Below are 18,506 nucleotides of genomic sequence, written 5' to 3' on the forward strand. Positions count from 1 at the left end.
GCGACAAGAAGGCCTCGACCTCCTATATCCAGCGCCGCCTGCAGATCGGCTACAACCGCGCCGCCTCGATCATGGAGCGCATGGAGAACGAGGGCATCGTCGGCCCCGCCAACCACGCCGGCAAGCGAGAGATCCTCGTCGAGGCCAGCCGCGCCAGGGAAGACGAGGATTGAGCGGACGGCAGAGAGACGACCGAGCAGGTCCTCAAATTGCCACGCTGAGGTGCAACTCATACGGTGGTTGATGCGTTTACCTGAGGCGGCGGGCGATTTCGCCCGCCTCCAGTCATTGCCCGCATCAGGCAATGACGCGAACATCCAGGCCGATATGGCCCCAGCATCGGAGCAGCTTTGCTCATGACACGCGTTTCGCCAATGCAGGCTTCGCTCGGCGCCCTTGTGGCGCTTGGGCTCGCCATTGCGTCTGGCCCGCTCGCGGCCCAGCCGCTTGATCTTCAGGCCAAACCCGCAGCACCGGCCGCCAAGCCGGCAGCTCCCCGCGCGATCCCGCTGCCGCCCATGCGACCGCCGGGCCTTGGCCTGCCGCGGACCGCAGAGGCAACCTCCGCTCCGGTCGTCACCACTGTCGCCGCCGAACAGCCCCGTCCGGCTGCCATCCCGGCCAAGTCGACCCACAGGCCTTCAGCCCCGCTCACGCAGCAGGAAGCTGTCGAGCGTCTCAATGCCTATTTCAACGGCTTCTCGACCTTGCAGGGCGACTTCATCCAGTTCGCCGCTGACGGCCGCCGCTTCGAAGGCAAGCTCTATATCCAGCGCCCGGGCAAGATGCGTTTCGAGTATCGGCCGCCTGTGACCATGGAGGTCATCGCCGACGGCACCTCGGTGGCGATCCGCGACAAGAAGCTCGCGACCCAGGATCTCTACTCGATCGGCCAGACGCCACTGAAGTTCCTCGTCAAGGAGCGCATGGACCTTGCCCGAGACTCGACCATCACCAAGGTCAGCACCAAGGGCGACATCCTCTCCGTCAGCGTCGAGGATCGTTCGACGCTGGGCGGCACGTCGAAGATCACGCTGAACTACGACATGGCGGCCAACGAGCTCAGGCAATGGGTGGTCATCGATCCCCAGGGCTATGAGACGTCCGTCTCGCTCTACAATCTCGACACGCAACGGCGCCCCGATCCGAAGAATTTCGTGATCAACTACGAGCGCATGCTCTGAGCATAAGCTGAAGCGCCAGCCCTCCGATCGAGACCGGGCGGCGTTTCCGATGACTTTTGGCGCGAGAACAGAGCCGCGGCGACTGCAACGCCGTCAGGCTTGGGGGCAGCTTGCTTTTTCGGCGGCCAGGACCCAGTTTCCGGCTCCCTTTCGATCCGGAAACACTGCGTGAATCTGACCGTTACGAGCTGGAACATCAATTCGGTGCGCCTGCGCATCGGCATGGTGACGGAATTCCTGACCACCACCGCACCGGACGTCCTGTGCCTGCAGGAGACCAAGACTCCTGACGAGCAGTTTCCCGCCAAGGCCTTCGAGAAGATCGGCTATGTCCATCAGGCCTTCATCGGCCAGAAGGGCTATAATGGCGTCGCGATCGTCTCACGGCTGCCCTTCAGCGAGAAGGACGCCATGGCGATGTGCGGACGCAATGATGCCCGCCACATGACGGTCGTGCTCGACAAGGGAGCTGGCGCGGCCGCGGGCGTCGCCATCCATAATTTCTACATCCCGGCCGGAGGCGACATCCCGGATCCGAACCTGAACGACAAGTTCGCCCATAAGCTCGCCTTTCTCGACGAACTCGGCGCCTGGGGAATCGCCAAACGACCAACCGATCGGCCAAGCATCCTGCTCGGCGATCTCAATATCGCGCCCTATGAGCACGATGTCTGGAGCCATAAGCAGCTTCTCGACGTGGTCAGCCACACACCCATCGAAACCACGACGCTGGAAAAGCTGCGCTCCGAGCTTGGCTGGACCGATGCCGCACGCACGCTGCGGCCCGAACCCGAGAAGCTCTATAGCTGGTGGAGCTACCGTGCCGCCGACTGGGCTGCCTCCAACAAGGGCCGCCGGCTCGACCATATCTGGCTCTCCGACGGATTGAAGCCGACCCTGCGCGACCTCACCTTCCTGCGTGAAGCACGCGGCTGGGAGCGGCCCTCGGACCACGTTCCCGTCACGGTGACACTGGAACTCTGATCGCGCCCTTCAGCTTCGGTCGATCGCGATCAGCGCATCGCGAACCTGTGACAATTCGCTCATGAAGCCTTGCAGTCTCTCTCCGATCGCAGCCGCGATCGCCTGAGCCGATTGCGGGGATTCGCCGAGCACCCGGCGCATCACGCTGCGCGAGAGCTTCATCAGCTGCGTGGGCTCGCGTGCAACCGCCGTCACCGGCCGCTTGATCGAGGCAAACAGCGCCAGTTCCCCGATCAACCCGCCTGGGCCGACCACCTCGTCGGCGGGTTGGCCGTCATCCCGGCTCATGAGCGCAATCGCACCCGAGACGACGAGATAGGCACCGTCCGAGCCGTCATTGCGCCGGAAGAGCACATCGCCGGCGCGCAGGATGCGGTTCTCGGCGGCAAAGGCCACGAGCCGCAGGGCGTCATGGTCCATGAGACCCAGCAGCGGCTGTTTGGCCAGGAACGCGATATCGTCGTTAAGCGCCATGAAATCTCAAGGATTCAGGCGATAGCCGCCCGCATCCGTCACCAGCAGTCGCGCATTGGCGGGATCGGGCTCGATCTTCTGGCGCAGACGATAGATATGGGTCTCCAGCGTGTGGGTGGTGACCTGTGAATTATAGCCCCAGACCTCCTGAAGCAGGATCTCGCGGGCAATCGGCTTGCGGCCGGCACGATAGAGAAAGCGCAGGATCGCGGTCTCTTTCTCGGTGAGCTTGGTCTTCGAGCCCTTCTCGCTGACAAGCAGCTTCGAGCCGGGGTGAAAGGTATAGGGCCCGACCTGGAAGACGGCATCCTCGCTCGCCTCGTACTGCCGCAGATGGGCACGGATACGCGCGAGCAGCACCGCGAACTTGAACGGCTTCACCACATAATCATTGGCGCCGGCTTCCAGCCCGAGCACGGTATCGGCGTCCGAGCCCTGCCCGGTCAGCATGATCACCGGGCTCTTGAAGCCATTGCGGCGCATCACCTTGACCGCCTCGCGACCATCCATGTCGGGAAGCCCGACATCCATGACGGCGAGATCGACCCGTTCGGCCTGAACGGCCTTCACGCCGGCGGACGCCGTCGCAGCCGTCGAGATCCGGAACTCGTCATAAAGCGCGAGCTGCTCCGCGAGCGCGTCACGCAACGTCTGGTCGTCGTCAACCAGAAGAATATGATGGACGGCGGGCATGGCAATCATTTGAACGGTTTGCGATTCCGGCACCATGAGCCCGCTGAATCGCGACTGCAAGTCAGGTGGGGTGGAATATCCGTGAGAAAATGTGATCAGGCCGGCGGTGCCGGTCCAGGTGAGGTCCGGCGCGGCCTTACCCGGTTGCGAGTCGTCCGCTCCGTGCATGATAGCCGCAAGGGTTTTCTGATCGCCGGCGGCGCTTGTTTTCCCTGTGCGCTTGGCCGCTCCGGCATCATTGTCGCCAAGCGCGAGGGCGATGGCGGCACCCCCCGCGCCACATTGCCGCTGCGCCGCATATTCTATCGCGCCGACCGCTTGCCCCGCCCCCAGACCAGCTTGCCTTTGCGCAGAATCGCACCTCGCGATGCCTGGTGCGACGATAGTGCCGACCGGCGCTACAATCGTCTGATCGAGCGCCCGCCCGGCGAAGCCGAGGAGCGGCTCACACGCGAGGACCATCTCTACGACGTCATCGTCGAAATGGGCTGGAACGACGCCCCGGTGATTCGCGGCCGCGGCAGCGCGATTTTCTGGCATCTGGCCCGGCCGGGCTTCACTCCGACGGCGGGTTGCGTCGCTGTCGAGCGCGATGTCTTTCAGAAGCTGCTGCCGCGCCTCGCCCGGCACTGCGTCATGGAAATCCGGTAGGATCCGCCGTCAGCCGGATCGGTAGCGCTTGGGACCGACTCGGCACTACCCGTCGCGTCGGACCGCTACCGACTTGGGGGCAGGGAGTTCTCTACGCCCTGGCCCCAAAGATCGCGCTACCGACACGAACATGGGTAGCACCGAGCTGGATCGCCGCCTCGTAATCGGCGCTCATTCCCATCGAGAGCCCGCGAAGCCCGTTGCGCGAGGCCATCTTGGCAAGCAGCGCGAAATGCGGCGAAGGCGGCTCCTCGGCCGGCGGAATGCACATCAACCCCTCGATCACTAAACCGTGATGCGTACGGCAGAGCGCGATGAACGCATCGGCCTCGCTCGGGCTGATGCCGCCCTTCTGCGGCTCCTCGCCGGTATTCACCTGCACAAAGAGTTTCGGTGCCCGACCGGCCCTCGCGATCTCGCGGGCAAGTTCCTTCGCCAGGCTCTCCCGGTCGAGCGTATGGATCGCATCGAACAGGGCCACCGCGTCCCGGGCCTTGTTCGACTGCAGCGGGCCGATCATGTGCAGTTCGACATCGGGAAAGCGCTCGCGCAGGCCCGGCCATTTCGCCTTGGCCTCCTGGACGTAGTTCTCACCGAAGACGCGCTGTCCTGCTTCCAGGGCAGGAAGGATCGCCTCCTCGGGCATGGTCTTCGAAACGGCGATCAGCGTCACATCCGCTGGGCGGCGCTCGAAATCACGCGCGGCGCGTGCAATCGCCGCTTGCGTGGCGGCCAGCCGCGTAACCGTATCGTTCATCGTGAAACCCTTCCATCTCGCGCGCGACGTTGACCGCGTGCGTGCAATGGTGTCCTAGAACAAGATGTGGAAAAGCCGGAACCGGTTTTCCGCCCGAATCCCGCTCTAACTGCGGAAACGGCCTTCTGTTTCCTCTGAAAGCGCCCAGCGATTTCGTAGGAAGCGGCCGGCAGGCTCCGCTTATCCAAGAATTGCCCGCGCATCATGGCCGTCGAACGTTACAATCCCAAGGAATCCGAGCCGAAATGGCGCCAGGTCTGGAATGAGCGCAAGCTCTTCGAGACCCGCAATGACGACACGCGCCCGAGCTACTACGTGCTCGAGATGTTCCCCTATCCGTCAGGGCGCATCCACATGGGCCATGTGCGCAACTATGCGATGGGCGACGTCGTTGCGCGCTACAAGCGGGCCAAGGGTTTTTCCGTTCTCCACCCGATGGGCTGGGATGCGTTCGGGCTGCCGGCCGAGAACGCTGCCAAGGCCAACAAGATCCATCCGCGCGAATGGACCTACGCCAATATCGCGACGATGCGCACGCAGTTGCAGTCGATGGGGCTGTCACTGGATTGGAGCCGCGAACTCGCCACCTGCGACCCGAGCTATTATCGCCACCAACAGAAGATGTTCCTGGACTTCCTCAAGTCCGGGCTGGTCGATCGCAAGACCGCCAAGGTCAACTGGGATCCAGTCGACGAGACCGTGCTCGCCAACGAACAGGTCATCGACGGGCGTGGCTGGCGCTCCGGCGCCCTCGTCGAGATCCGCGAGCTGACCCAGTGGTTCTTCAAGATCACCGATTACGGTCAGGAGCTGCATGACGCCCTGGAAGGGCTGACGCGCTGGCCCGAGAAAGTGCGGCTGATGCAGAAGAACTGGATCGGCCGCTCGGAAGGGCTGCTGATTCGTTTCGCGCTCGAATCGAATACCTTCGGCCAATCCGAGCTGGAGATCTATACGACGCGCCCGGACACGCTGTTCGGCGCGAAGTTCATGGCGATCGCGCCTGATCACCCGCTGGCCAAGGCCGCCGCAGCCAGGAGCCCGGAACTGCAGGCCTTCATCGAGGAGTGCAAGCGCACCGGCACCGCGCAGGAAGCGATCGACAAGGCCGAGAAACTCGGCTTCGACACCGGCCTGCGCGCGGTCCATCCCTTTGATCCGTCATGGACTTTGCCGGTGTATGTCGCGAATTTCATCCTGATGGAATATGGCACCGGTGCCATTTTCGGCTGCCCGGCCCATGACCAGCGCGATCTCGACTTCGTCAATAAATACGGGCTCGGCAACATCCCGGTCGTCTGCCCCGAAGGTGTCGACCCCGAGAGCTTCGTCATCACGGACACGGCCTATGTCGAGGATGGCCGCATGATCAATTCGCGTTTCCTGGATGGCATGACCATTCCGGAGGCGAAAGAAGAGGTGGCCCGCCGGCTGGAGAGCGAGACACGCGGCAATCAGCCCGTTGGCACGCGCAAGGTGAATTTCCGACTGCGCGATTGGGGCATCTCGCGCCAGCGCTACTGGGGCTGCCCGATCCCGATCATCCACTGTGCCGATTGCGGCACCGTCCCGGTCCCGGATGCCGACCTGCCGGTCAAGCTGCCGGACGACGTCTCCTTCGAGAAGCCCGGAAACCCGCTCGACCATCACCCGAGCTGGAAACATGTCGCCTGCCCCAGTTGCGGCAAGCCGGCCCGGCGCGAAACCGACACGATGGACACCTTCGTCGATTCCTCGTGGTATTTTGCCCGTTTCACCGATCCCTGGCGCACCGAGAGCCCGACGGATCGCAAGGTCGTCGACCGCTTCCTCCCTGTCGACCAGTATATCGGCGGCGTCGAGCACGCGATCCTGCACCTGCTCTATTCGCGCTTCTTCACCCGCGCCATGAAGGCGACCGGCCATGCCGGGCTGGACGAGCCTTTTGCCGGCCTCTTCACCCAGGGCATGGTGGTCCATGAGACCTACCGGGCCGAGGATGGGGCCTGGGTCGAGCCCGGCGACGTCCGCATCGAGGCCAATGGCAGCGAGCGTCGTGGCTTCCATGTCTCGACCGGCGCACCGATCGAGATCGGCTCCATCGAGAAGATGTCGAAGTCGAAGAAGAATGTGGTCGACCCCGACGACATCATCGCCTCCTACGGCGCCGACACCGCCCGCTGGTTCATGCTTTCGGACTCGCCGCCGGATCGCGATGTGATCTGGACGGATGAGGGGGTTCAGGGCGCAGCCCGCTTCGTGCAACGCCTGTGGCGGCTGATCGGCGAGATCGCCGAGCGGACCGGCAATTCAGTGGGTGCTGCCGCCGAATTCGGTGAGGCCGCCCTCACCTTGCGCAAGGCCAGCCATCGTGCCCTGCAGGCCGTCGGCGCCGATATCGAGCGCCTCGGCTTCAACCGGTGCGTCGCTCACATCTACACGCTGACGAACGCGATCGCGAAGGCGCTCGACGGAGCTGCCGAGGAAGCCGCGCTTTCCAGCGATATGGCTTTTGCGCTTCATGAGGCCGCCACCATCGTCACGCAGCTTGTCGCGCCGATGATGCCGCATCTTGCCGAGGAGTGCTGGCACGCGCTCGGCCAGCCCGGCCTCGTTGGCGAAGCCTCCTGGCCGGTTGCCGACGCCGAACTGCTCCGGGACGACAGCGTCACCCTGCCGGTCCAGATCAACGGCAAGAAGCGAGCAGAGGTGACCGTGCCAGCCGATGCGGATACGGTCTCCGTCGAAGCCATCGTTCGGTCATCCCAGGCCGTCATCAAGGCCCTGGACGATCGCCCGATCCGGAAGATCATCGTGGTGCCGGGGAGAATTGTGAATGTCGTCGTCTGATTCGCACCGCTGCCAGGCTGGTCGCGGTGTGCCTACCCGCCGCCTCATGCTGGCCGCCGCACTCGCTGCGGCCGCACTTGCCGGCGGCTGCCTGCGCCCGCTCTACGCGGAGAATACGACCAGCACTGTCGGCGGCAGTGTCAAAGCGGCGCTCAGGAATATCGAGGTCCCCGAGATCAAGGGCCTGGTCGGTCATTACCTGCGCAACGAGCTCGTTTTCGAACTCGACGGCGGCGGAGCCGGAGAGGCGACCGGCCCGAAGCGTCTGAAGCTCCAGGCCTCCGTCCAGGAATCGATCCAAGTCGTCACCGTCGACTACGTCAGTGGTCGCGCCGACTCCGCCGTTCTCGTCGCGACAGCCACCTGGTCGCTCGTCCGCGAAGGCACAGGAGAGGTCGTATCCTCCGGCACGACCATAACGCGGGCGCCCTATGAACGCTCGCAGCAGCGTTTTTCCACGGTCCGCGCAGCACGAGATGCCCAGGTTCGCGCCGGCAAGTCGTTGGCAACGCTGATCCAAGGGCAGATCGCCGCCGATCTCGTCGGCGGCTGAGCCGGACGACAGGCAATGGTCGCCATCAAGGCGCATGAGGCCGACCGGGCCCTGACCAAGCTGGACCCGGCCTGGCGCCTCATTCTGATCTATGGCCCCGATTCCGGCCTGGTCTCCGAGCGGGCGACAGCGCTCGCACGCGCCAGCGTCGACGATATCAATGACGCCTTCCAGCTCATTCGCATGGATGGCGATGATATCGCTGCCGATCCCCTCAAGCTGGTCGACGAAGCCAATACGATCGGCCTGTTCGGCGGCCGGCGTGCCATTCGCGTGTCACCGACATCGAAGCTGCTCCTCGCGGCGGTCGAGCCGCTGCTGTCGACGCCATCACAGGACGCGATCGTCATCGTCGAGGCGGGCGATCTCCAACGCACCAATCCCCTGCGCCAGGCCTGTGAGAAGGCACGAACGGCCCTCGCAGTGCCCTGCTACGGCGATGCGGCGCGCGATCTTGGTAGTATCATCGATGAAATGGTCCGGGCTGCCGGCAAATCCATCGACCGCACCACGCGTGAACAGCTGACCGGGCTATTGGGCGGCGATCGCCAGACGTCGCGCCGCGAGATCGAAAAGCTTCTGCTCTATGTTGGCGAAGATTCAGCCGTCACCGAAGCGCATATCGACGCAGTCGTCGGCGATACGGCACAACGCGAGCAGGCTGCGCTGGTCGATGCGGTCTTCGCCGGCCGTCTGGCCGTGCTCGATCTGGCGCTCGCAAAGCTGTCCAGCGAAGGCCTCGATTCCGGGGTGATGCTTGGTGGCTTGTTGCGCCACGCCCTGACGCTGCTGAAAGCCCGTCAGAGCGTCGATGGCGGCCGCAGCGCCCGGGACGCGGTCTCCAGCATGCGGCTGCCCTTTCCCCGCATGGCGGCCGCTGAAGCGGCGTTGAACGCATGGTCCGTGCAGAAGCTCACCGAAGCGGTCGGGATCCTGGGAACCGCAACACTTGCGGTCAGGCGCGATGGCGAACTCGCCCGCCCAACGGCTGCACGCACCCTTTGGACTCTCGCCCGGCTGGCGCAAAGCGGCGGGCGCGGTTCCTAGATTATCCGACCAGATATCGTATCCGGTTCGATAATCTAACCTCCTGTGTTCGCATCGGCTTTCCCGAAAACCGGCGGTCCACGGTTCGGGCCGACGCTTTAGCGCGTAAGCAGGTCTGATCAGGCCTTCAGGCGCCGGCACAGCGCGTCGAGCTGATCGAGCGTCTTGTAGCCGATCTTCATGTCGCCCCCACCGCTCGGGCGGTGCTGAATCGACACCGAAAGCCCCAGAACCTCCTCGAGCGCCTTTTCCAACGCGCGCGTGTCCGGATCCTTGTCGGGCTTCGGCTTGCCAGGGGCGCTCCTGCTCTCGCCCCGCGTCTCTTCCTGAACCAGTCGTTCAATGTCGCGAACGCTGAGGCCCTCGTCGACGATCTTGCGCGCCATCAGCTCCGGGTCCGCGACCGAGAGCAGGGCGCGCGCGTGGCCAGCCGAAACGGCGCCCTCAGCCACCATCCGCCGGACAGGCTCCGGCAGTTTTGACAGGCGCAACGTATTCGCGACATGGCTTCGGCTCTTGCCGATGACGCGGGCCAAATCGTTCTGCGTATAACTGAATTCGGCAATCAGGCGCTCGTAACCGGCTGCCTCTTCGATCGCGTTCAGGTCGCTGCGCTGGACGTTCTCGACGATGGCGATTTCCAGCGCCTCGCGGTCGTCTGCCTCGACCTGGATGACAGGAACCTCGTGCAGGCCGGCGCGCTGCGCGGCGCGCCAGCGCCGTTCTCCGGCAATGATCTCATAGGCGTCGGCCATGCCCTTGAGCGGCCGGACGATGATCGGCTGCAGGATCCCGCGCTCGCGAACGGAAGCCGTGAGATCCTCGAGCTCGTCATCCGCGAAACTGCGCCGCGGGTTGCGCGCGCTCGGCCGCAGGAACTCGACCGGAACCCGACGCTGGCCCCTGGCACGCTCGAGAGCTCCGATCTCGTCGCCGACATCGCCAATCAGAGCGGCGAGACCCCGGCCAAGACGTGAACGTCCCTGTTCCTCGGCCATAATTCAACCTCTTGATACCAAATACGAAATGAGTTCAGGCAGCGGCGCGCAGCGCACGCTCCCGCCTGATGACTTCGGATGCCAGCCGCAAATAGGCCTGCGAACCGGCACAGCGGAGATCGTAGAGCAGGGCGGGCTTGCCATAGGACGGGGCTTCGGAAACCCGGACATTGCGCGGGATCACGGTCTCATAGACCTTGTCGCCCAGAAACTCGCGAACATCGGCCATGACCTGACCGGAGAGATTGTTGCGCGGGTCGAACATGGTCAGCACCACGCCCTGAATGATCAGGCGCGGATTGAGGCCGTTGCGAACTTGTTCGACCGTCTTGAGCAGCTGGCTGAGGCCTTCCAGCGCGAAGAACTCGCATTGCAGCGGCACAAGCACGGCGTCGGCCGCCGTCATCGCATTGATGGTGATCAGGCTGAGCGAAGGTGGGCAGTCGATCAGGATATAGGTCAGGTCCGCACAGCGCTGATCGTCGGAGATCTCGTCGATCGCCTTCTTGAGGCGCTGGGTGCGATCCTTGGCGCTGGCGATCTCGAGCTCGACACCAAGCAGGTCGAGCGTCGACGGCGCGATGAACAAACCGGGTACGGCGGTTTCCTGCAGCGCCTGACCAAGGCCGATATCACCGCATAGCACGTCATAGGTCGAGGATTGCCGGCTCTTCCGGTCAACGCCGAGGCCGGTCGAGGCATTCCCCTGCGGATCGAGATCGACGATCAGCACCTTCTCACCGATCGCGGCGAGAGCCGTGCCGAGGTTGATGGCCGTCGTCGTCTTGCCGACGCCGCCCTTCTGGTTGGCGAGCACCAGCACACGTGGCCGGCGGGGAGGAAGGGTAATGGGAGTCAGATCGGTCATGTATCGGCCCGCTGCTCGGCCTCGCGAATCAACAGAATGCGAGCTGCCGGATCTGTCACGGAGACAACTGTCGAGGCCTGAATCTTCCAATATTTAGACGCTTCGGTCAATTCAGCATCTAGATATTGTCCCTTGGGAAAGAGCCCAAGTGTCCCGGTTCTCAACAACTCCTTGCACCACCCTAGCAGAATCGGGAGGGGTGCGAGCGCCCGGGCCGTCACGACGTCGACTTTTTCTGTGAACTCCCCAACGATATCCTCGATCCGCGAGGCATGAACCGTCACAGGCGCACCGGTCACCCGGGCCGCGTGGCGCAAAAAGGCGCATTTGCGAGCATTGCTCTCGACCAGATGGATCCGACCTTGCCCTTGCTCGGCAAGACAGATCCCGATCACAAGCCCGGGAAATCCACCGCCTGAGCCGAGATCGAGCCAAGCCCTGGCGTCAGGCGCCAATGCGAAGAGCTGGAGCGAATCAGCGATGTGCCGCGTCCAGACATCCGCAAGCGTTGCTGAAGAGACCAGGTTCTTCGCATTTTGCCATTTGACCAGCTCTGCGACCAGCAGCGCGAGCCGCTCCTGTGTTTCACGTGAAACAGGAGTCAAGCGCAGAGCGCGGGCGCGGTCATCGTTGTCAACAGACACGACTCAGGCCGCCGTCTCAGTCGCGCGCTTGCGATCCCGCCGCGCATGGGCCGCCAGCAAAGTCAGTGCAGCAGGAGTCATGCCTTCGATCCGTGATGCTTGCGCGAGATTGGCCGGGCGCTGCTGCGACAGCTTCGCCTTCAGTTCATTCGAGAGCCCGGAAATGCCATCAAGATCGAGATCCGCCGGAACCTCCAGCGCTTGATCGCGCTGATAGGCGCCGATCTCGGCAGCCTGCCGGTCGAGATAGACCGCATAGGTCGCATCGGCCGTAACCCGCGACGCCACAAAGGAAGGGTAGGCGCCGAGCTCGGGCCAGATCGCCGTCAGGTGCTCGAAGCTGATATCTGGATAGGATAGGAGCTGATAAGCGCTGCGCCGCACGCCATCCCTGTTCAACTGCAGGCCGGCCTGGTCGGCCTGTTGTGGCGATAGCCGGAGGTTCTTCAATTGCTCACGCAATCCGTCAATTTGCTCCGCCTTGGCCCGGAACCGGCGTTCACGCTCGCCACCGACCAAGCCAAGCGCGATACCCAAAGAGGTTAGCCGCTCATCGGCATTATCGACTCGCAGCGACAGCCTGAACTCCGCGCGCGAGGTGAACATGCGATAGGGCTCGGTCACGCCGCGGGTAACGAGGTCATCAACCAGCACGCCGATATAGGAGGTGGTCCGATCCATCGCGACCGGCTCTGCACCACTGGCACGCCGTGCCGCATTGAGGCCCGCAAAGAGCCCCTGGGCCGCCGCCTCCTCATAGCCGGTCGTTCCGTTGATCTGGCCCGCGAGAAACAGACCAGCGATCGCGCGCGTCTCAAGCGTGTTCTTCAAAGCGCGAGGATCGACGAAATCATACTCGATCGCATAGCCAGGACGCAGCATGGCTGCATCTTCAAGCCCAGGAATCGTCCTCAGCAAGTCGAGCTGTACATCTTCCGGCAAGGAGGTCGAGATACCGTTGGGATAGACGGTGGGATCATCGAGCCCCTCCGGCTCCAGAAAGATCTGGTGGCCGTCGCGATCCCCGAAGCGGCCGACCTTATCCTCGATCGATGGGCAATAGCGTGGCCCTCGGCCCTCGATCTGGCCCGAAAACATCGGCGCGCGATGGAGATTGGCGCGGATCAATTCGTGCGAGGCCAGCGTGGTGCGGGTGATGCCGCAGGAAATCTGCGGCGTCGTAATCAGGTCGGTCAGCGCAGAGAACGGCTCCGGCGGATCGTCACCGGCCTGCATCTCCAGCGCGGACCAGGCGATCGTGCGCCCATCCAGCCGTGGCGGCGTACCCGTCTTGAGGCGACCAAGCGGAAACGCATGACGCTCCAGCGTAGCCGATAGACCAAGCGACGGGGCTTCCCCAACACGTCCTGCCGGAATTGTCTTCTCGCCGATATGGATCAATCCACGCAGGAAAGTGCCAGTCGTCAGGACAACCGTTCCGCAGGCGAATCGACGGCCGTCCGACAGAATGACAGCTTGAACGGTGCCATTCGCAATATCGAGGTCGAAGGCCTCGCCGACAACGATCTCGAGATGATCGTGTTCGGCAAGAAGATTCTGGACCGCGCTCCGGTAGAGCTTGCGGTCGGCCTGTGCACGCGGGCCGCGAACGGCCGGGCCCTTGCGGCGGTTCAGCATTCGGAACTGAATGCCGGCACGGTCAGCTGCGCGGGCCATGATACCGTCGAGCGCATCGATCTCGCGCACGAGATGGCCCTTGCCCAACCCGCCGATCGCAGGATTGCAGGACATCACGCCAATCGTCTCGCGCTGATGGGTCAGCAGCGCCGTGCGCGCACCAAGACGCGCAGCCGCCGCCGCCGCTTCGGCGCCGGCATGGCCGCCACCTACGACGATGACGTCGTAGCGATCAGTGGCAATGGAATGGGACATGCGCATGTCGCTAGCCAACACCGTGCCAGGGGTCAAGATTCTTGTGATCTCTCAGCCGAGAGTTTCACGTGAAACGCCGCGCAGGGTTTCTCTACTTCCCGATGCAGAAGCCGGAAAACAGTCGGTCCAGCACATCCTCGACGTCGATCCGCCCCACGAGTCGTTCGAGCGCGCGCACGGCGATCCTGACATCCTCGGCCAGCAGTTCGACCTGGCCGTGCCCGGAAGCTGCGGCCCGCTGCAGCGCCGCGACCGCATCCGTAACCGCTACGCGCTGTCGCTCGCGGGTCAACAATGCGGGCTCGGGATTGGTCAGCGCACCGAGCCGCTCGGAGATGCTCCTCAAGAGCGCATCGAGACCGACACCGCTTTGCACGGACAGCGCCAGCTCGCCGACGCGGACTTGCCCGGGCAAATCGCACTTGGTGGCTACCATCAGGTCCTGCGGCTCAACGGCTCTTCGGTCCGGAAGCGAATCGACTGCGCGAAGTCTCAGCACCAGATCCGCCTTCTCGGCCAGGGCGTTCGCCCGGCGAACACCTTCTGCCTCGATCGGATCGACGCTCTCGCATAAACCCGCCGTATCGATCAACGTCACCGGGAAACCGGCCAAATCGAGCCTGACTTCAATCATGTCTCGGGTCGTGCCAGGCTGCGGCGAGACGATTGCCACGTCGCGGCGGGCGAGGGCGTTCAGCAGACTCGACTTGCCCGCATTGGGCGGCCCCGCCAGCACGACGACAAATCCCTCGCGAACACGCTCGCCCATCCGAAATGACCCCAGGGCGTCGCGCAGGCTCGCCAGTACTTGTTCGACGGCGGCAATCGCGTTATCGAGCAGCTCTCCGGAAACATCACCTTCATCCGAAAAATCGATCTCGGCCTCCAGCAGGGACATGGCGCCGATCAACTGGTCTCGCCACAGCGCAGCCGCATGACCGAGGGCCCCATCCATTTGCCGAAGCGCCTGTCGACGCTGCCATTCCGTCTCCGAATCGATCAGGTCTGCCAAGCCCTCGACCGCTGCAAGATCGAGCTTTCCGGCCTCAAAGGCCCGCCGGGTGAACTCTCCGGCCTCCGCCAAGCGAAGCCCTGGCAGGCTGGTCAGTGCCGAGAGCAGGGCCGCCATCACCGCACGCGAGCCATGGATATGGAACTCGGCGACATCCTCGCCAGTGAAGCTCGCTGGTCCGGGAAAGAACAGGACCAAAGCGGAATCGATCACCTCGCGGGAAACCGGGTGGCGCAGATGCCGAAGCACCGCATGCCTCGGGTTGGGGATAACGCCCGAAATTGTTTCGAGGACGAATCGAACTTGAGGCCCGGATACCCGCAGGACGGCCACTCCGGCACGACCATTGGCCGACGATAGCGCCACAATCGTTGGGTAATCCTGTCCGGTCGTCATAGGCAGACATCTTTCCGTAGCGACGCTGATCCGCCTGGGAGACCCGTCGATGAATCGTCTAGGAGCCGCGGCCAGCCCCTATCTCCTGCAGCACAAGGACAATCCCGTCCATTGGTGGGAATGGAGCGAAGAAGCTTTTGCCGAAGCAAAGTCAAGCGGCCGCCTGGTCCTGCTCTCGGTCGGCTATGCCGCCTGTCACTGGTGTCACGTCATGGCGCATGAGAGCTTCGAGGACCCGGCAGCCGCGGCGCTGATGAACGCGCTCTTCGTCAACATCAAGGTCGACCGGGAGGAGCGACCCGATATCGATCACGTCTACATGAGTGCGTTGCACAGCCTGGGCGAACAGGGGGGCTGGCCGCTGACCATGTTCCTCACGGCCGACGCTCAGCCCTTCTGGGGCGGCACCTATTTTCCGCCAACCGCGCGCAATGGACGGCCCTCCTTCATCCAGGTGCTGCAGCAGATCGCGGCCATCCATGCACAGGAGCCCGAGCGGATCGCGCGCAATGCCTCCGCGATCAAGGCTGCACTCCAGCAGAGTGAGACCGCGGCCAGGGCAGAAGCCCAATACGAACCTGGCCTCGACCCGATCGCCAGCGAGATCGCCCAATCCTTCGATCCGCATCATGGTGGGCTGCGCGGCGCACCGAAATTCCCCAACCCTGGCCTGACCGAGCTGCTTTGGCGTCACGGCAGCCGCACTGGGAATGCGACCACGCTCCTGCCGGCGACCCGCACCCTGGAACGCATGGCGCGTGGCGGCATTCACGATCACCTCGGCGGCGGCTTTGCCCGATACTCGGTCGACGAGCGCTGGCTCGTGCCGCATTTCGAGAAGATGCTTTATGACAATGCCCAGCTTCTCGGACTCTATGCGCTCGAGGCGAAGCGCAGCGGCGATCCACTGGCGCGCAGCGCGGCCCAGGGCATCGTCACCTGGCTTGAGCGGGATATGTTGCTGCGGGAGGGTGCCTTCGCCTCCAGCCTCGATGCCGATTCCGAGGGGGTCGAAGGCAAGTTCTATGTCTGGACCGCACCGGAACTGGCCAGCCATCTCGCGCCAGCGGACGCAGGGCTCTTCGCCCGACACTATGACGTCACCGCCCATGGCAACTGGGAAGGGGTCACGATCCTCAACCGGCTCGACACGCCCGATCCCGATCCGGCATCCGAGCAGCAATTGGCCAGCATTCGGCGCGAGCTCCTGGCGTTGCGAGCTCGCCGGGTCCCTCCCACCCGCGACGACAAGATCCTGGCCGACTGGAATGGGCTGGTGATCGCAGCGCTCGCCCGTGCCTCCAGGCTGCTCGCCGAGCCCACCTGGCTGGGCCTTGCCCGACGAACTTACCATTTCGTCACCGAATCAATGAGACATGGCGATGGTCTCGCTCACTCCTACCGCGCGGGCCGGCTGATCGCCCCGGGCTTTGCGCTCGATCACGCAGCGATGATCGATGCGGCCCTGGCGCTCCACGACGCCACATCGGAACCACATTTCCTAGACCACGCCCTGCGTTGGTCGGCCCATCTCTGGCGGCACTACCGCCACGCCGATACGAGTCTACTTGGTATGACTCTGGGTGACAGCATCGCTCTTCCGGTCGTACCGAGGCCGACTCATGATGATGCAGTTCCCAACGCCAATGGCCTGCATGCAGGGAACCTGCTTCGTCTGGCGACCAAGACGGGAGCCTCGACCGATAGGGCCCAGGCCGAACAGTTTCTCGCAGCAGTATTGGCCGCTGCCGAGCGCGCGCCCATCGCCCATGGCTCCATACTCAATGCCTATGATCTGGCGCGGCACGGCGTCGAGATCGTCCTGGCCGGACCCGAGCGTGAACGGCTTCGCGAAGCCGCGCTGGCGTTGCCCTACACGACGACGATGATCGTCGACTGCCCCGATGCCAGCGCGCTGGCATCGGATCACCCAGCCGCTTCCATGGCGCGTCTTGCAGGCAGCGGTGCCGCCTTCATCTGCTTCGCCGGGCGTTGCCTGCCTCCCGTAACGGATCCGAATCAATTGCAGGATGCCATTGCTGCTGGGCGGTGACCTCGGATCCAAACAAGAAAGGCGGGTTCGGCATGACTGCCGACCCGCCTCGCTGAATGTGTTGGACTCCGACGCTGCGCGCCTCATGCGGCGCGGCGATTCCCGATCCGATCAGGTGTTCATCGAGTCGAAGAATTCGGAGTTCTGCTTGGTCTGCCGCAGCTTGTCGATCAGGAACTCGATCGCGTCCTGCGGTCCCATCGGATTCAGGATGCGGCGCAGCACATAGGTCTTCTGCAGCACATCCTTCGGGGTGATCAGCTCTTCCTTGCGGGTGCCCGACTTGAGGATGTCGATCGCCGGGAAGATGCGCTTGTCGGCCACCTTGCGGTCAAGCACGATTTCCGAGTTACCGGTGCCCTTGAACTCTTCGAAGATGACTTCGTCCATGCGGCTGCCGGTATCGATCAGCGCGGTCGCGACGATGGTCAGCGAACCGCCTTCCTCGATATTGCGCGCCGCGCCGAAGAAACGCTTCGGCCGCTGCAGGGCGTTGGCATCGACACCACCCGTCAAGACCTTGCCGGAAGAGGGGACGACGGTGTTGTAGGCACGGCCGAGGCGCGTGATCGAGTCGAGCAGGATCACGACATCGCGGCCATGCTCTACCAGGCGCTTGGCCTTCTCGATGACCATCTCCGCGACCTGAACGTGGCGCGTGGCCGGCTCGTCGAAGGTCGAGGACACGACCTCACCCTTCACCGAACGCTGCATGTCGGTGACTTCCTCGGGCCGCTCGTCGATCAGCAGCACGATCAGATAGCACTCGGGATGATTGTTGGTGATCGACTGCGCGATGTTCTGCAGCAGCACCGTCTTACCGGTACGCGGCGGCGCCACGATCAAGGCGCGCTGGCCCTTGCCGATCGGAGCCACGATGTCGATGACGCGAGGCGAGAAGTCCTTCTTCGTCGGATCCTGGACTTCCAGCCGCAGACGCTCGTCCGGATAAAGCGGCGTCAGGTTGTCGAAATGGATCTTGTGCCGGATCTTCTCAGGGTCCTCGAAATTGATCGTGTTGACCTTGAGCAGCGCAAAATAGCGCTCGCCATCCTTGGGCCCTCGGATCGGCCCTTCAACCGTATCACCCGTGCGCAGGCCGAACTTGCGGATCTGCGAAGGCGAAACGTAGATGTCGTCCGGACCCGGCAAATAGTTCGAGTCGGAGGAGCGCAGGAAGCCGAATCCATCCTGCAGGACCTCGACCACGCCCTCGCCGAGAATCTCGGTTTCCTTGGCGGCCAACTGCTTGAGGATCGCGAACATCAGCTCCTGCTTGCGCATCGTGCTGGCGTTCTCGACCTCCATGCCTTCGGCGAAGGCAAGAAGCTCGGTCGGCGATTTGACCTTGAGTTCGTGAAGCTTGATTTCCCGCATGGGGCACCCGGATCGTAAACGCCCCCACACGAATGGCGGAGGTCAGGGACTCAGTGGAGGGCTCGACAGGGCCTGGAAGGGCCAGTGCGCAGG

17 protein-coding genes are annotated in these 18,506 nt (G+C 63.7%); 8 read left to right on the plus strand and 9 right to left on the minus strand.

The window, feature by feature from the left end; all coding sequences use genetic code 11:
• From AB4099_RS13465 to xth, 3 genes are all read left to right on the plus strand, one after another.
• On the plus strand, positions 1 to 173 hold a 173-nt coding region (locus AB4099_RS13465), incomplete at its 5' end, for a DNA translocase FtsK (RefSeq protein WP_441478746.1).
• A gap of 183 nt (positions 174 to 356) precedes the next feature.
• The gene (locus AB4099_RS13470; RefSeq protein ID WP_113515730.1) at positions 357 to 1,184 is read left to right on the plus strand and encodes a LolA family protein; all 828 of its coding nucleotides are present in this window, start codon (positions 357 to 359) and stop codon (positions 1,182 to 1,184) included.
• A 168-nt stretch (positions 1,185 to 1,352) separates the two neighbouring features.
• The gene (xth, locus tag AB4099_RS13475) at positions 1,353 to 2,168 is read left to right on the plus strand and encodes an exodeoxyribonuclease III (RefSeq protein WP_113515729.1); all 816 of its coding nucleotides are present in this window, start codon (positions 1,353 to 1,355) and stop codon (positions 2,166 to 2,168) included.
• A 9-nt stretch (positions 2,169 to 2,177) separates the two neighbouring features.
• On the opposite strand, the gene AB4099_RS13480 is transcribed toward xth, so the two are convergent.
• Positions 2,178 to 2,642, minus strand: a complete 465-nt coding sequence (locus tag AB4099_RS13480) for a cyclic nucleotide-binding domain-containing protein (protein WP_069878600.1) — start codon at positions 2,640 to 2,642, stop codon at positions 2,178 to 2,180.
• Positions 2,643 to 2,648: 6 nt separating this feature from the next.
• Positions 2,649 to 3,335, minus strand: coding sequence for a response regulator transcription factor (locus tag AB4099_RS13485; RefSeq protein WP_069882335.1), 687 nt, complete (start codon positions 3,333 to 3,335; stop codon positions 2,649 to 2,651).
• A 162-nt stretch (positions 3,336 to 3,497) separates the two neighbouring features.
• Between AB4099_RS13485 and AB4099_RS13490 the strand changes: the two genes are divergently transcribed.
• Positions 3,498 to 3,986: a L,D-transpeptidase family protein gene (locus AB4099_RS13490; protein WP_441478468.1), complete on the plus strand. Its 489-nt coding sequence runs from the start codon at positions 3,498 to 3,500 to the stop codon at positions 3,984 to 3,986.
• Positions 3,987 to 4,077: 91 nt separating this feature from the next.
• On the opposite strand, the gene AB4099_RS13495 is transcribed toward AB4099_RS13490, so the two are convergent.
• Entirely contained in the window at positions 4,078 to 4,743 is a 666-nt protein-coding gene (locus AB4099_RS13495) for a YggS family pyridoxal phosphate-dependent enzyme (RefSeq protein ID WP_113515727.1), read from the minus strand.
• 204 nt (positions 4,744 to 4,947) lie between these two features.
• On the opposite strand from AB4099_RS13495, the gene leuS reads away from it, so the two are divergent.
• The 3 genes from leuS to holA are packed head-to-tail and all read left to right on the plus strand — an operon-like array spanning position 4,948 to position 9,172.
• Positions 4,948 to 7,572: a leucine--tRNA ligase gene (leuS, locus tag AB4099_RS13500; RefSeq protein WP_441478469.1), complete on the plus strand. Its 2,625-nt coding sequence runs from the start codon at positions 4,948 to 4,950 to the stop codon at positions 7,570 to 7,572.
• Positions 7,559 to 8,125, plus strand: coding sequence for an LPS-assembly lipoprotein LptE (locus tag AB4099_RS13505; protein WP_162768160.1), 567 nt, complete (start codon positions 7,559 to 7,561; stop codon positions 8,123 to 8,125). The genes leuS and AB4099_RS13505 overlap by 14 nt, the downstream gene beginning before the upstream one ends.
• 15 nt (positions 8,126 to 8,140) lie before the next feature.
• Complete coding sequence (holA, locus tag AB4099_RS13510; protein WP_441478470.1) at positions 8,141 to 9,172, plus strand: DNA polymerase III subunit delta; 1,032 nt, start codon at positions 8,141 to 8,143, stop codon at positions 9,170 to 9,172.
• Positions 9,173 to 9,291: 119 nt separating this feature from the next.
• Here the strand turns inward: holA and AB4099_RS13515 are convergent, their stop codons facing one another.
• The 5 genes from AB4099_RS13515 to mnmE form a co-directional block, all read right to left on the minus strand.
• Entirely contained in the window at positions 9,292 to 10,170 is an 879-nt protein-coding gene (locus tag AB4099_RS13515; RefSeq protein WP_113515723.1) for a ParB/RepB/Spo0J family partition protein, read from the minus strand.
• A gap of 34 nt (positions 10,171 to 10,204) precedes the next feature.
• Positions 10,205 to 11,038 (minus strand): ParA family protein, encoded by an 834-nt coding sequence (locus AB4099_RS13520; protein ID WP_069878593.1) that lies wholly within the window; start codon positions 11,036 to 11,038, stop codon positions 10,205 to 10,207.
• Complete coding sequence (gene rsmG / locus AB4099_RS13525; RefSeq protein WP_113515721.1) at positions 11,035 to 11,682, minus strand: 16S rRNA (guanine(527)-N(7))-methyltransferase RsmG; 648 nt, start codon at positions 11,680 to 11,682, stop codon at positions 11,035 to 11,037. Before rsmG ends, AB4099_RS13520 begins: the two co-directional genes overlap by 4 nt.
• Positions 11,683 to 11,685: 3 nt before the next feature.
• On the minus strand, positions 11,686 to 13,575 hold the full coding sequence (gene mnmG / locus AB4099_RS13530) for a tRNA uridine-5-carboxymethylaminomethyl(34) synthesis enzyme MnmG (RefSeq protein ID WP_441478471.1): 1,890 nt from the start codon (positions 13,573 to 13,575) through the stop codon (positions 11,686 to 11,688).
• Between the two features lie 91 nt (positions 13,576 to 13,666).
• A complete protein-coding gene (gene mnmE / locus AB4099_RS13535; protein ID WP_441478472.1) occupies positions 13,667 to 14,983 on the minus strand; it encodes a tRNA uridine-5-carboxymethylaminomethyl(34) synthesis GTPase MnmE in 1,317 nt (438 codons plus the stop codon).
• 49 nt (positions 14,984 to 15,032) lie between these two features.
• On the opposite strand from mnmE, the gene AB4099_RS13540 reads away from it, so the two are divergent.
• Positions 15,033 to 17,036: a thioredoxin domain-containing protein gene (locus AB4099_RS13540; protein WP_441478473.1), complete on the plus strand. Its 2,004-nt coding sequence runs from the start codon at positions 15,033 to 15,035 to the stop codon at positions 17,034 to 17,036.
• A 111-nt stretch (positions 17,037 to 17,147) separates the two neighbouring features.
• Here AB4099_RS13540 and rho read toward each other — a convergent pair whose 3' ends face one another.
• A complete protein-coding gene (gene rho, locus AB4099_RS13545; protein ID WP_069878589.1) occupies positions 17,148 to 18,413 on the minus strand; it encodes a transcription termination factor Rho in 1,266 nt (421 codons plus the stop codon).
• Positions 18,414 to 18,506: the final 93 nt, after the last annotated feature.

Origin of the sequence: Allobosea sp. 2KB_26 (genome assembly GCF_052115715.1) — a bacterium.
GTDB lineage: Bacteria > Pseudomonadota > Alphaproteobacteria > Rhizobiales > Beijerinckiaceae > Allobosea.